Here is a 14928-nt window from a genome sequence, read left to right as displayed (position 1 = left end):
AGGGAAAACTGGCTAATTGTCTGGTGGCGCTCGGATTGCGATCGCCGAAGCTAGTCTTTATTTTAACCTGCGTTTGTTGGCGAGTTTTGGATTGTTGATTCCGCCTGGTTAGCTAATAAATTATGCTGCTAAAATATTAAAGCCGATCGAAGTTGACGGAAGCTGTGGCTCCCGTTAGTGTGCTTCTCTCTGGCAATAAAATTATATCTCAGGCGGAATCCTCAGTTTTTTTGGCGTTGCAGAGCTCACGGGGCTGGTAATAAATTACTATTTCTGTTTGATCGGGTGGCTCTTTGACCGCTAAATCAAATGTATTGCAAGGATGGGAGTCTAAGGTTAGATGAGGACTTCGAGTTTGAGGTCAAACCCTCAAGAGAGTTATACTTGCTCAGGGGCAGTCTGGTGAGAGCACCCCCTCTGATGGTGAGGGTGGCTGCCGCCTCCGTAAGGCTCGAGGTGTAGCCTCTACAAAAACCAGCTCGCGATCGGACTCTTGAATAATATAAAACCCTGAGTATAATTTTGTTCGCATTTTTTTTAATATATGACATACTGCCTTAATCTCGATTGCCCAAGAGACAAGCGTCAGAACCCACCAGGCACAAAGTATTGTCTTCATTGTGGTTCAAAGCTGCTGCTAAAAGACCTTTATGCAGCAACTGAGCCGCTGCGCGACGGGGGATTTGGTAGGACTTTTCGAGCTGTTAATCATGGAAAATTTGAGGAATTGTGCGTGATCAAACAGTTGTCACCCCCTCAAGAATTTCAGCGGAAACCCGGTCAGTTTAAAAAATATGTTCGACTATTTGAACAAGAGGCAAGGCGGTTATACGAACTGAAGCACCCGCAAATTCCTCAGTTAATTTCTTATTTTGAGGAAGATGGGCGCTTGTATTTAGTCCAAGAGTTTATTGATGGCAATAATTTAAAGGATGAGTTAGATAAGTACGGTGCTTATAGCGAAATTAAAACTTGCGAACTGCTGTTAGATTTGTTACCTTTATTGAAGTTTGTTCATGACAGAAATGTAATTCACCGCGATATTAAGCCTGAGAATGTGATCCGCAGATCTCGCGATCGTAAGTTAGTGCTAATAGATTTTGGGGTTTCTAAACAGGTAGTAGCTGCTGCTCCTACCAAAACAGGAACTAAGTTGGGAACTCCCGGCTACGCAGCTCTAGAACAGCGTCACGGTAGGGCTGTTCCTGCTAGCGACCTTTATAGTTTGGGGGTGACTTGCATCCGCTTGCTGACTTCTGTTATGCCTTACCTGGATATCTATGGGGACATTCACGATGACCTTTACGATCCACTTGAAGGCCGGTGGCTTTGGAGAGAGGCTTTGCCAAAAGGAACACAAATTAGCGATGATTTAGGTCAGGTTTTGGATAAGTTGATTCAGGAATATGTTAAAGATCGCTACAAATCGGCTGTGGAAGTTTTGGATGCTTTAAAACCTCCTGTTGTTGTTGTTCCCGTGTTGGAAAAGTCGCAACAAGCAACTGTTGTTAGTCCTTCGGTGCCGACTCAACCTGTGACTGATCCTCCGCTAATTTCTGTGAATTTAGAGTCGGAGAAAGGTATAGATTATTCTCACTTGGCAAGGCTGCTGGCTGCTAAAAATTGGCGGGGTGCGGATGAGGAAACTTCTGTGAAAATGCTGGAGGTGATGCAGCAAAATTCACGGGGTTATTTGAGCGAGGAAGATATTAGGAAGTTTCCAGCTAAGGATTTGCAGACTATCGATCAACTTTGGGTGCGACACAGCCACCGCAGATTTGGTTTTTCTGTGCAAAAGGGTTTGTGGCTCAAGTTGGGGGGAAAGCCTGGTGTTTATGATGCTACAGTTTGGGAGAAGTTTGGCGATCGAGTGGGCTGGCGGGTTAACAGCCAGTGGGTATACTATTCCGAGCTTAATTTTACTTCTAAAGCAAAGCCTGGACATTTGCCGGGGGGGACTGTTTTTGGGTGGGAAGGCGGGGTTTTGTGCGGTGTTTTGGGTTTGGGTGGGATCTGGTTTCTGCTGTCGCGGCGGGATTTGTAGAATATGAAAGCAGCCAAGCCCAAAATTGGAGTTAGGAGCCAGGAGCCAGGAGCCAGGAGGAAAGAGTCAGAAGGAAGGAGTCAGAAGAAGTGTTTTTACAAATATGAGATGCTCCCGGTAGAAGGTAGAAGGCAGAATTTATTAGTCACGCTGCACCCCAAGCGAATTCGAAGTGTTAGTCATGAAATAGTTTTGAGTTGGGAATTAAAGAATTAACAATTTTTTAGTTTAATCATTTTTCATGTAGGAATTAGGTATAAAGAAAGCGGAAAATAAGATATAATCACAAACTATTTTTTTGTGCTATGTTCTTAGAGAAGGGCAAGTTTGCAAAGTCAAAAGCCAGTCCTCGGCGGTGTCCAACCATGGGGAGTGGCTTTTGCTCCAATTTACCAAGGAGATTTATCTAGTATGTTACAAGAAAAACGTCTCAAGCCGTGGACTATAGTTCGCTCGCTTCCAAATGTGGAAAAGGTGGTTGTGGGTGAGTTTCGCAGTTGGTCTGATGCAGACGGTCACTTGAAAATTCTCAAGCGGATGGTGCCGGCGGATCGATTGAGTGTTGTGTTCGATCCGGTCGTTCAATCGTAATGTCGCTGCTAAATTGATCGGCGTGCGATCGCTCTTTGAGCTAAGCGATCGCCTATTTTTTTACATAAAAAATGCGAGCGCTAAAAACGATCTCGCAACTTGAATCATTGTCCTTAACTGCGGCGAATTTCAGTAATTTGGTCGGCAACATCCAAAATTATTTGAGGCATGGATGGCCCGGTAAAAATCATATCCAAATGATGTGGCTTGTTGTCTATCAATGCCACCACTTCGGCTTCGGGAATCAATCCCAAATTAACCGCTAAACTCAATTCATCGAGAATAACTAAGGAATAACGACCTTCGCGCACCGCATTTTGAACATACTGCCACAATTGTTCGATCGATCGCGTCTCCAGCTCATCTAAATCAGCATTCTCAATGCAGCGTGACAAATCGCAGCGCACCCAATCTAAATTTTGCCCCAGCCGCACCGGCTGCTGATGCCCTTGATTAATTCCCCCTTTGAGGAACTGCACCGCTAGCACGGGAGCTCCCTGTCCTGCAATTCGGAGGGCTTGAGCCATGACACTGGTAAAAAAGCAGCGGTGCGGGCCTGTAAAGACTTGCACCAGCCCTTGAACTGTGTAGGGCAAGCTGTGGTTTAAATTTAGTTTAGGGGTTTGTAACTGAGCAACCATAGGGCAATATTTAATCAGCAACTAAGTCTTGAGTGCAGCTCCGACCTTGGCGTGGCTGAAGCCTGCTTGACAATATATAGTGTACGGGGCCGAGTGCACATCGGATCGAACACTATATATACAAGTTGTCAAAAGCTCGCGGCAGTGGCATTCGCAGTCGTTTGTGCGATTTTTGAACTCAATTAGCACTTACACAGAAACGGGGTTTTTTAGGAAAATACGGCGTGGAGCTTGACATTTATACAGTTATAGGGTGAAAAACCAAGGTGATGAGAGTCTCGCTGCGTCCAGGGCTTTTCAGAAAATGTACACACATCGCGTAAAATTTGAATGTCGCGGCACTAGGAGCAGGGACTGTGAGAGTGGTGATTCTGGGAGGGCCAGGAGCGGGAAAGGGAACTCAGGCTGAACTACTGTGCAGCAATTTGAGCCTTCCTTTGCTGGCTGTGGGGGACATTCTACGGGAGGCGATCGCAGAAGACACAGATTTAGGCAAGCTGGCGGCGTCTTATGTCGAAAGAGGGGAATTAGTTCCCGACGCAACTATGATTGAATTCTTTCGCCGCCGGCTGCTGCTGTGGGATGTCTTTAATGGCTGGGTGTTGGAGGGATATCCGCGAACTGCTTTTCAAGCTGAGGAGTTGGATTTTTTATTAGAGGAGTTGGCGCAGGAGCTAGATTGGGCAGTTTGGCTGAAAGTGCCGATCGAGGTTTTGCTGAGTAGGTCGATCGAGCGCGATCGAGCGGATGACCACCCTGAAATTTTACAGCGTCGCCTCGATTTGTTCCACGAACGCACTATTCCTCTTTTAGAGTATTACGAATACCGCAACAAACTGTTAACTGTGGATGGCGATCAATCGCCAGAACAAGTCCAGCAGGATATTCTTCAATTGATCGAGGATAAGGGCCAATCGTCATAGGATTTTAGATTTTAGATTTTAGATTTTAGATTGAATGACTGCATATTTACAGACTCGAAAAAAACGGAAGATTAATCACCAATTTTAAATTTTTAATGCCCAATTACCCATTACCAATCATCTAAATATTATGTCTTTCCAGCGTCCAGATGGCAGACAACCAAATCAACTTCGTCCGATTAGTTTCGATCGACAGTTTACCAAATTTGCTAGCGGTTCCGTACTGGCGAAAAGTGGCGATACTCAGGTACTTTGCAGCGTTACAATCAAGCCGGGAGTGCCGAGATTTCTGGAGAATACCGGACAAGGTTGGCTAACAGCGGAATACCGAATGTTGCCGGGTTCTACGCCGCAGCGACAAGAGCGGGAATTTATGAAATTATCGGGACGGACTCAAGAGATTCAGCGGTTGATTGGGCGCAGTTTGCGATCGTGCTTGGATATGCAACTATTGGGGGAACGCACAATACTTGTCGATGCGGATGTTTTGCAAGCTGACGCGGGGACTCGCACAACTTCAATTACTGGCGGGTTTGTGGCTGTGGCTGATGCTTTGAATAAGTTGGTGCAAAAAGGTGATTTGGTGCGATCGCCCATTATTGGTCAAGTGGCGGCCGTGTCTGTGGGGCTTTTGGAAGGCGAGCCATTTTTAGATTTGAATTATCTTGAAGATGTGGTGGCTGAAATTGATTGTAATGTGGTAATGAATGGAGATTTGAATATCATTGAAATTCAGGGAACTGCGGAAGATGGAAGTTTCAGCCGGAGTCAGTTAAATCAAATTTTGGATGTAGCAGAAACCGGGATTCAGGAATTGTTGGAGGCTCAAAGGCAAGCTTTAGTCAGCAGTCATTAGTCCTTAGTCAGCAGTCAGTTTTATGTACTCGATCGGGCAGATGAATAAAATATAAGCCTGTCCGTGAATCAGAGGTTAGCTAAGTAGAACGTTAGTTTGGTCTAGGAGAGTATTAGTAATGACTAAAATCGATTTCAAAGACATTCGCACTCACCAAGGTAAGCAAGATAAAGGATTTGAAGAACTATGCTGTCAACTTGCATCATTTGAGGAAGTACCAAAAGGCTCTATTTTTCGTCGCACAGGTTCTGGAGGAGATGCTGGTGTTGAATGTTACTGGCTATTACCTAATGGAAATGAGAAGGCTTGGCAAACAAAATATTTTCCTGATACATTGGGAGATAGCCAATGGACACAAATTGATAAATCCGTTAAAGCAGCCTTGGATAAACATCCAAATTTAATTGAATATATAGTCTGTTTGCCAATTAACCGTACTGAAGGACGCAAAGACGGACAAAAATCCCAAATGGATCACTGGGATGATCGTGTTCAAAAATGGGAAGGATGGGCTAAAGAACGTAAGATGACAGTTCAGTTTGTTTATTGGGGAGAATCAGAAATTCTTGAAAGGCTTTCTCGCCCACAACCTCAGTATGCTGGTCGTGCCTATTTTTGGTTTAATAAACAAGAACTAACTAATGAATGGATGATTCAGCGTTTTCAAGAAGTTAGAGAAAATGCTGGGGCACGATACACGCCAGAAATTCATGTTGATTTACCAGAAGCTCAAATATTTGAAGGACTTGGTAGAACCGATCTTTTCTTTGACCGCATTGACAGCTTATACAGTCAGCTTTGTCGAAAGTGGAAAGATGCCAAGCCATCAGACGACTTACAGGAGAAAGTTCCTAATGTAGCTAACTCTTTAAACGAACTGAGTAAAGATGTCAACTTACTCATCACTGCATTGAAAAAAGCATCTGAGAGACAGGCATTGTCACCAATTGATTTTGATTCAATTGCTTGTTTGTCAAAAAAAGTTTTTCAATATGATAGTTACACACAAATTCGGCAAGTGAATCCATCTCATAACGAACAGCAAGGAGAAAAAATAGAAAATAGAGACATTCATCGTTCAATTGAAGACTTATTACAAACAGTTCGTTATAAAATTTCAAAAGTAAAAGAAATAGGAATAGAAATTTACGAGTTTGCCATCAGTGATATTACTGCTGCGTGTAATCAAGGCGCACTTCTACTTACGGGTGAAGCTGGAACAGGTAAAACTCATCTCTTCTGTGATATAGCTAAACATCGTCTGGATAACTCACTTCCAACCATAATTTTATTGGGTCAGCACTTTTGTCAAGGCAACCCTTGGATTCAAATAATGCAGAGATTGCACCTTTCTCGTCCCAATCGTGACGAGTTTTTAGGTGCATTAGATGCTGCTGCACAAGCTTGTGATAGTCATGCAATGATTTTGATTGATGCTCTTAATGAGAGTGATGATAAAGGTTTATGGAAAAAGGAACTAGCAGGTATGTTAGCGGTTTTGCATAACTATCCACGCATTACTATTGCAGTAAGCTGTCGTACTTCATACGAGAAAGCAACCATACCAGAAAACCGGGTTCCAGAAGAAAAGTTAGTTAAAGTTGAACATCATGGATTTGCCAACCATGAATATATTGCTACAAAAACCTTTTTCAATCATTATGGCATTGAACATCCTAACGTTCCTTTGTTAGTTCCAGAGTTTTCTAATCCACTTTTCTTAAAAACACTTTGTAAAGGTATTAAAAATCGTAAATTAACACGAATTCCTAAAGGGATTAAGGGAATTAGTGCTGTTTTTAATTTCTTTATAGATTCAGTTAATGAGGTTTTATGTGTACGACTAAATTATGATGATAAGATTAATTTAGTAAGAAAATCAGTAGAAGCTTTAGCCTGTCGAATGGCAGAAAAAGAACAGCCTTGGATAGATAGAGAAGAAGCAAAAAGTATTGTTAATTCTTTCTTGCCTAATAATGTTAATTTTTCACAGACCTTATTTTCTAATCTGCTTGCTGAGGGATTACTATCAGAAGATTTAATTTATCGTCCCTCTGAAGACGAAGATGAAGAAGAACAAAATCAAAAGATTGATATTATTAAGTTTCCCTACGAAAAATTTAGCGATCATTTAATAGTCCGTTATTTGCTGAAAAACCACCTAGATCAAGACAAGCCAACTGAATCATTTGATGAAAATAAACCGCTAGGTAGCTTAGTAGCAGCTAGATGGAATACACAGAGTATAAGTGGTTTACTGGAAGCTTTATGTATTCAAATTCCAGAACGACTTGGAAAAGAAGTAATGGAATTAACATCAATTAGATTATGGTGGTTTGAACATCCATTTTTACAAAGTCTTATTTGGCGTAATCCCACTAAAATCACTCAAAAAACCAAAGATTATCTTAATGAAATTTTCCAAGAAGAAGGAAACGAAGAAAAAGTTTATAATGTACTACTGACAGTAGCTACCGATCCAGAACATCCTTTAAATGCAAAATCTCTTCATCGTCATCTCATAAATCTCAGAATGCCAGATCGCGATGCAATTTGGTCTATTTATTTATTCGATCAGTATGAACAAAAAGGGGCAGTCGATCGTTTACTTGAATGGGCATGGGAAGCCGAAAAAGACCATATCTCAGATGAATCCATCGAACTTTGTGCAATTCCTTTGACATGGTTTTTAACAACATCTCATCGTTTTCTTCGCGATCGTGCAACAAAAGCTCTTGTTTCAATGCTACATCCAAGACCTCAAGTTTTAGTCAAAGCTATCGAGCAGTTTTTAGAAATTGATGATATTTATGTATTAGAACGTCTCTATGCTGTTGCTTATGGAGTCGCAATGTTTAGCAATGATGCTGAAAAAATAGGAGAACTTGCCAACAAAATCTATGAATGGGTATTTAAAGAAGGTACACCACCAGTACATATACTTTTGCGTGATTATGCTCGTGGTGTTATTGAAGTAGCTAAGCATCTGGGTACTTTATCAGACAAAGTAGATATTGATAAAACTCATCCCCCTTATCAAAGTGATTGGAATCTCGATATACCAACAGAAGAAGAATTAAAACTATATATTGAATTAATAAAGCTTGATTTTGACATCAATTTACCTCTATTACTATTACTTTTATTATTTAAGTCATGGTCTTCAAATTCTTTAATTATATGTAAGTTAATAATTTTTTCAAAGAAAAGTAAATTTAATAGTTTTAAAGACGATCCTAAATTGAGCCTCGATCGTCTATACACATCAGTTATGGACTATTTTATGGGAGGCGATTTTTCTCAGTATGTTATAGAATATCATACTCGTTACTGGTCTTCCTGTATGTTAGGAGAGCCAAAAGAACCCACTAAAGAAGAGAGATATGAGCAATTTATAGACTCTCTTACAACTACACAGGAACAAGCCTGGGAAGAATATAAAACAATATCAGAGAATGTCAAGTTGTATAAAAAACTAGAGCCTGAAAGTCGTATAGAATTTTTTGAAGAAGAGTTTACAGACGAAGAATTAAAGGAAGCTATTACATCTGGTAAAGTATCTTTTTTGAGCATTATTGACCAGGAAAAAGCAGAAGTTTTTGAAAAGTATGTTGTACCATTTTTAGAAAATCCAAGAGAAGATGAATGTCGGTTCGATACTTCTATTGCCAAACGCTGGATTGTTAAGCGAGTCCTTGAATTAGGATGGACAATTGAAAAGTTCGGTTGGTTTGATAGACGTTGTGGTAGTCAGGGTCGTGCTGCGGATAAACCAGAACGAATTGGTAAGAAATACCAATGGATTGCCCTTCATGAATTTCTTGGTTGCATGGCAGATAATTTAGAGTTTACAGTTTATTCTGGGTTGGATGAAGCATCTGAATCACCTGTTTATGAAGGAACTTGGCAGATAGGAATCCGAGATATCGATCCATCCTTTTTGTTAAAACAAATTCCAGAATCTCAACAGAATAATCAAAAAAATTGGTTAAAATCTATTGACTATACATTTGACGAAGTTGATCGACAAGGACAGATAGACTGGATAAAGCAACAAGATGACTGTCCAGATCCATGTCAACTCATTGAATTAACTAATCCTAACGATCGAACTGTTTGGTTAACTCTTGAAGGTCATTATCGTTGGGCCGAAAAAGAACCTTTAGAAGAAGAAAAATATGATACTTCTCAACGAGAAATGTCGTATCAGATACGAAGCTATATTGTGCGTTCTGAAAATATGGAAGAAACCTACCAATGGTTAAAAGATAAAAATTTTGAAGGGAGATGGATGCCAGAATCTGGAATAATTTCTGATAGATTTATTGGCGAATTTTCTTGGGGTTTACCCTATCGTACATGGAATGCAGATAATTATTGGAGTATTGCACAAATATTACACACGGAGACTTACCTTATCCAGTCGTTGTAACAACAACACAATATTCTTTTAGTAGTAGTTTTGATTGTTCAACTGATGAAACAATATCTGCTTTAATTCCTTCGGCTTGGCTAATGAAGAAGATGGAATTAAGATGGTCAGGAGAATATTTTAAATTTAGGAATTCAAATAATGAAGTTGTTGCATTTAATCCTTTAGATGAACTGTCTCCCGAGAACTTTTTAATCTCCAAAGATAAACTGGTTAACTTTCTCACTGAAAATAATTTAGACATTATTTGGACAGTATTAGGAGAACGTCTATTGATTGGTGGAAATCATAATGAATGGCATGGACGCTTAGAACTGTCTGGTGTGTATCGGCTAAAAAATGGTGCAATAGATGGAGAAAAGCTGAATCCTTGGCATAGAAAACCCGATTTGCTTCTCAAAAGCTCGAATATTTGACGATCGCCCTTTCATCTATCTGCCTTCATCGTGGCACGGGCGTCCCGCCTGTGCTATTGTATCGGTTCAAAAAAGAGCGTAAAGCGGAGCTATCACCTAGGCGATCGCCTTTTCATTCCCCTGAATGAATTTGACTGCTCACCCACTGCCTAAACCCTCGAATCATCGATGTTTCTCCCACATTCTTTTGCGTTTCCAAAAATCCCATAATCTGAGATGGCGACAAAAAAGGAAAGTGGGGAGAAACCTCGCATTCTAAATATTCCTGACCTTCTAACTGATAGAATATTAAACGCGAACCGTCATAACGCCAAACCTCTGGCACGCCCAAACTCGCATACAATTCCATCCGGTTAAGAGAACTGCTAGTGATGTCAATCTCGATTACTAAATCCGGTGGCGGCTCTTGATTCAAATTGATTTGATTGAGACTGCGGACAATTTCCTCATTCTCGATGTAGTAGCACTGATCCGGTTCTAATCCGCGTTCTAAATCCTCGCGCCTGCAAGTCAGAGAACCTAAGCTGCGAATTTCTACATTTAACTCTTCTGTTACTGTTTCTACAAAGCGTCCTAAGATTTTTTTGTTCCCCTCATGGGGTGCTGATGGAGTCATAATTTCTAAAGTACCGCGATCGTAAGTCAAACGAATTCCCGCCTGTTCGGCTAACTCGTTTACCAAAGATTCGTAAGTCTGCCAACTAATATTTTTCAGCACAACTCCCGGTTGTGGGGTTTGAATCAGGGTGGCTGTCATGGCTACCTGCTTGCTTTTTAATTTATTTATTAAATCTTAGCAAAACTCAGCTTTACGAAACGCACTCAGGGGGTTAGAACCCCTCTGAAACTTTGATTATAAGAGCATTAAGGCTGCTGAACTACGAAAAAGATAGCGGATTATTGACAAGTTTATTGACTCGTAGGATCGGCAGCGATCGCCCCACCCAAATAGTCCTGCACCCACATCGAGGCCAGAAACCCCGTTTCTTCGTAGATTTCTAGTTGAAAATCTGCGATTTTTCATAGAAACCCCGTTTCTTCGCGTAAGTCCCACCAAATCAAAATATTGCCACTGTCTAAATATAATTAAAATTTGTTAAGATTAACTCGACCTCAGCGCCGGCATCCCATCCGCCGCTAAACCTGCCCTTCCCCAGTCCCCACAACAATGCTGCGACTCGAACACATCAGTAAAATTTACCCCACAGGCGTCGTACTCAAAGATGTCACCTGGGAAGTCAAACCGGGCGATCGCATCGGCTTAGTCGGCGTCAACGGTGCCGGTAAATCCACGCAACTCAAAATCATCGCCGGCGAAATCGAACCCACCGCAGGCGAAGTCATTCGCCCCGCCAGCTTGCACATCGCCTACCTCTCCCAAGAATTTGAAGTAGATCCGACTCGCACCGTCAAAGAAGAATTTTGGCGTGCCTTCAGCGAAGCCAACGAAGTCCATGAATCCCTAATGCAAGTCCATCGAGACTTGGAAAACTCCTCCCCAGAAAATCTCGACGAACTGATCCACAAAATGGATCGGCTGCAACGGCAATTTGAAGGCTTAAACGGCTACGGTTTAGAAGCCCAAATCGAGAAAATTCTGCCCGAAATCGGATTTGAACCCGAAGATGGCGATCGATTAGTCAGCGCTTTCAGCGGCGGCTGGCAAATGCGGATGAGTTTGGGCAAAATTCTCCTCCAAAAACCAGACATCCTGCTGCTAGACGAACCTACCAACCACCTCGACTTAGAAACTATTGAATGGCTGGAAGTTTACCTCAAAGGGCTGACAACCCCAATGGTAATCGTATCCCATGACCGAGAATTTCTCGATCGGCTCTGCACCCAAATCGTCGAAACAGAACGCGGCGTTTCCAGCACCTACCTCGGCAACTACTCCTCTTATTTACTGCAAAAAGCCGAAGCCAGAGAAGCCCAACTCAGCGCCTACGAAAGCCAGCAAAAAGAACTCGAAAAACAGCAAGCATTCGTTGAAAAATTCCGTGCCAGCGCCACTCGCAGCACTCAAGCCAAAAGCCGGGAGAAACAGTTAGACAAAATCGAACGCATCGAAGCGCCCACCGGCGGATTAAAAACTTTGCATTTTCGCTTTCCCCCCGCACCCCGCAGCGGCCGCGAAGTAGCAATAATTGAAGATTTGGTGCACACCTACGGCGAAAAAATCCTATTTTTGGGAGCAGACTTGTTAATTGAACGGGGCGATCGCATAGCCTTTCTCGGCCCCAACGGCGCGGGCAAATCAACCCTGCTGCGGATGATTATGGGCTTGGAAAAGCCGACTGAAGGTACGGTCAAATTGGGAGGCCACAACGTCATCCCCGGTTACTTTGAACAGAATCAGGCAGAAGCCTTAGATTTGAATAAAACCGTGATGCAAACCATTCACGACGAAGTTCCCGACTGGAAAAATGAAGAAGTTCGGACTTTATTGGGCCGTTTCTTATTTACGGGTGAAACAGTATTCAAACAGGTTGGCGCTTTAAGCGGCGGCGAAAAAGCCCGCCTCGCTTTGGCAAAAATGCTGTTAGCTCCCGTGAATTTGCTGATTTTGGACGAACCGACAAATCACCTCGACATTCCGGCGAAAGAGATGATGGAAGAGGCGATTCAGAATTATGACGGTACTGTAATTATCGTTTCGCACGATCGCTATTTCATCTCCCAAGTTGCTAACAAAATAGTCGAGATTCGGGACGGAGAGTTTCGCCCTTATTTGGGAGATTACCACTACTATCTCGATAAAATAGCTGAAGAAAAAGAGCTAGCCAAGTTAGCAAAAATTGAAGCAGAAAAAGCAGCTAAAAAAGCCGAAAAAGAGGCCAAGAAAAAAGCTGCTGCTAAGCAAAAATAAACTTGTAACCCTCGCAGATAAACCTTAAATCCGCGTTTATCTGCGTGCATCTGCGGTTAAAAAAGAAGTAATGGCTCAACCCCCTTGACAAGAAGACGAGATAGACATTAGATAAAGGGATGGAAAAACTCCCCGACTTAAAGCAACTATCGAAGTAAGGATTCAGGTCAAAAAAAACTTCAGTGGTGGCATCTGGTAAAATAAACCAATGAAAAAGCCCGCAGCCACCAGACAGAAAGAAAAAACCGAAATCGAGCAGTTGAGCCAAGCTGAAGGAGTAGAAATGATGTTGGCGCTGCAAAAAATCATTGAAGAATTACAAGAAAAACTAGCTATTGCTACGGGCAATAGTCGAACCACCAGTCAGACTTCCTCAAAACCTCCATCAACGGATCTACTCCAAAAACCAGAGAAATCAACAGTCCAACCAGAAACAGACCCAAAAAAGAAACCAGGTGGACAACCAGGTCCTGACGGGGAAAACCCGCAAAGGGTTTGGACGAGTAGACAGAACCGAAATTAGCTCACCCGACATCTGTCTCAATTGTGGCAGTAAAGAATTAAGTGAAGTAATTAACATCCACAGACAGCAAGTAGCAAGTCTAGTAGCAAAACCAATTGAAGTCATCGAATATCAGACACAATTATGTAAATGCCTAGAATGTGGTGCAGTAGTCAGAGGAGAACCACCCCTGGGAATAGTTCCCGGACAAGACTTGAGCGTTAATCTCCAAGCACTATTAGTATGGTTAGGGAATTATGGGCATCTTTCCTACGCCAAGCTGACTGAATTGTTGTGGGAACTCGGCAGGATAGAAGTGGGAGTAGGAACACTCCAAAAAACCAATCAACGAGTAGCAGCCGCAGTCAAGCCAGCTATAAATGCACTGTGGAAATGGGCCGGGGTGCAATCAAATGTTCATGTAGATGAAACGCCGTGGTGTGTGATGGGAGTTAAAGAATGGCTATGGACGGCTAGTGGAGAAGGATTCTGTTTATTTCATGCCGCAGATACCAGGGGGCGGGTGGAATTAGAAACCATGCTGGGCAAAGAATTTGCGGGAGTCTTAAGCTCAGATGATTTCAGCGTTTATAATGGCGGGAACATCGCAGCCCAACAGAAGTGTCTGGCTCATTTACGACGGCATTTCAAGAAAGTGCTGGGACTTCCCCGCAACAATAATGCAGCAGTCGCTCAAATATTTCTGTCATTAATAGATGAAGCTTTTAGATCCCATGAGTCGAGAGCGAAAGACGAAGGAGCAACTTACCTACGACTATTGGGCAACTGATTTCAAAATACGATTGAATAAAGCCCTTGCCACTTGGTTGAACCAAGTTGGGCGGCAGGTTTGTTACTTAAATCCTTACGGGATAAGGCAAAACAGTGGTGGTATTTTCTGGATGACCCCGGGCGTGCCTCCTGATAATAATAAAGCCGAACGTTCTCTACGGGTAGCTGTCACGAAACGGAAAGTTTCTGGTGGCTCTCGTTCAATGAAACGATTTGAGGAAACGGCTAATCTGCTGAGTGTGATTCAAACCTGTCGTTTTCAAGCTCGTTCAGTAATGGCTTTTTTCCGTGATGCTATTTCTGCCCATTCTTGTGACTTGGCTCGGTCTGAGCTTATTCCCCTTTTGCAGACCTGAATCCTTACGTTCATTTGAGCTGCTCCTCTCACGAGTTGACTCGTGATAGTCAGCAACATGATACCTCATCTTTCTGAGAAAGGCTATACCTCATTATACATAATTTATAATTTACGAATTATTTGCGATCGCTATAGAGTGAAGGAGCAAGGGAAGGCTCTTGTGACAGTTGAGGGTGCGGAATGTGGTTTTAGCAAACTTTAGTAGTGGTGGTCTTGTGTAGAATTCATAGATGATGTTTTTGGTCAATGCGTAAGTCCTATATACTCCAAGTAAGCCCCATCATGTTGAACCACTGAGTTCTTCACCCAGGCGCGGTAGATACTCCCCCCAACAGTCCCATCTTGCCCAAAAAAAAAGACCCCTTCCCGGAAAGAGGAGTCAGCCAGCGGAGGCAGGAGCGGGAATAAACAGCTCAAATGCTTGGTGTGTATAGGTTCCCCAAGAATTCAAAAATATTTTCGCAAAACGCTTGACAACTCTGGGGAGAGTTGATACATTAATAA

Annotated in this window: 9 protein-coding genes and 1 pseudogene; 8 read left to right on the top strand and 2 right to left on the bottom strand. The window is 42.4% G+C overall.

Annotated features, from left to right (window positions below; all coding sequences use genetic code 11):
- Window positions 1-544 precede the first annotated feature (544 nt).
- Together QUB77_RS29475 and QUB77_RS29470 are read left to right on the top strand one after the other, a co-directional pair.
- Window positions 545-2044 (top strand): GUN4 domain-containing protein, encoded by a 1500-nt coding sequence (locus QUB77_RS29475; protein WP_333180473.1) that lies wholly within the window; start codon window positions 545-547, stop codon window positions 2042-2044.
- 411 nt (window positions 2045-2455) lie between these two features.
- Window positions 2456-2635 carry a hypothetical protein gene (locus QUB77_RS29470; RefSeq protein ID WP_333180474.1) on the top strand — a complete coding sequence of 60 codons (180 nt, stop codon included), beginning with the start codon at window positions 2456-2458 and terminating at the stop codon, window positions 2633-2635.
- Between the two features lie 113 nt (window positions 2636-2748).
- On the opposite strand, the gene QUB77_RS29465 is transcribed toward QUB77_RS29470, so the two are convergent.
- Window positions 2749-3276 (bottom strand): P-loop NTPase family protein, encoded by a 528-nt coding sequence (locus QUB77_RS29465; RefSeq protein WP_333180475.1) that lies wholly within the window; start codon window positions 3274-3276, stop codon window positions 2749-2751.
- Between the two features lie 356 nt (window positions 3277-3632).
- On the opposite strand from QUB77_RS29465, the gene QUB77_RS29460 reads away from it, so the two are divergent.
- The 4 genes from QUB77_RS29460 (at window position 3633) to QUB77_RS29445 (ending at window position 9903) form a co-directional block, all read left to right on the top strand.
- On the top strand, window positions 3633-4199 hold the full coding sequence (locus tag QUB77_RS29460) for a nucleoside monophosphate kinase (RefSeq protein ID WP_333180481.1): 567 nt from the start codon (window positions 3633-3635) through the stop codon (window positions 4197-4199).
- A 130-nt stretch (window positions 4200-4329) separates the two neighbouring features.
- Window positions 4330-5055 (top strand): ribonuclease PH, encoded by a 726-nt coding sequence (gene rph / locus QUB77_RS29455; RefSeq protein WP_333180476.1) that lies wholly within the window; start codon window positions 4330-4332, stop codon window positions 5053-5055.
- 118 nt (window positions 5056-5173) lie between these two features.
- Window positions 5174-9487 (top strand): AVAST type 2 anti-phage system protein Avs2, encoded by a 4314-nt coding sequence (gene avs2, locus QUB77_RS29450; RefSeq protein WP_333180477.1) that lies wholly within the window; start codon window positions 5174-5176, stop codon window positions 9485-9487.
- Window positions 9433-9903, top strand: a complete 471-nt coding sequence (locus QUB77_RS29445) for a hypothetical protein (protein WP_333323648.1) — start codon at window positions 9433-9435, stop codon at window positions 9901-9903. The genes avs2 and QUB77_RS29445 overlap by 55 nt, the downstream gene beginning before the upstream one ends.
- A gap of 112 nt (window positions 9904-10015) precedes the next feature.
- On the opposite strand, the gene QUB77_RS29440 is transcribed toward QUB77_RS29445, so the two are convergent.
- Window positions 10016-10660 carry a Uma2 family endonuclease gene (locus QUB77_RS29440; RefSeq protein ID WP_333180479.1) on the bottom strand — a complete coding sequence of 215 codons (645 nt, stop codon included), beginning with the start codon at window positions 10658-10660 and terminating at the stop codon, window positions 10016-10018.
- 411 nt (window positions 10661-11071) lie between these two features.
- Between QUB77_RS29440 and QUB77_RS29435 the strand changes: the two genes are divergently transcribed.
- Complete coding sequence (locus QUB77_RS29435) at window positions 11072-12772, top strand: ABC-F family ATP-binding cassette domain-containing protein (RefSeq protein WP_333180480.1); 1701 nt, start codon at window positions 11072-11074, stop codon at window positions 12770-12772.
- Window positions 12773-12980: 208 nt separating this feature from the next.
- Window positions 12981-14422 (top strand): annotated as a pseudogene (gene tnpC / locus QUB77_RS29430) (IS66 family transposase).
- The last annotated feature ends 506 nt before the right edge of the window (window positions 14423-14928 follow it).

This window comes from Microcoleus sp. AT9b-C3 (assembly GCF_036705485.1).
GTDB lineage: Bacteria > Cyanobacteriota > Cyanobacteriia > Cyanobacteriales > Microcoleaceae > Microcoleus.
Note: the sequence above shows the minus strand (reverse complement) of the source record. Positions and strands in the feature narration are given on the sequence as shown.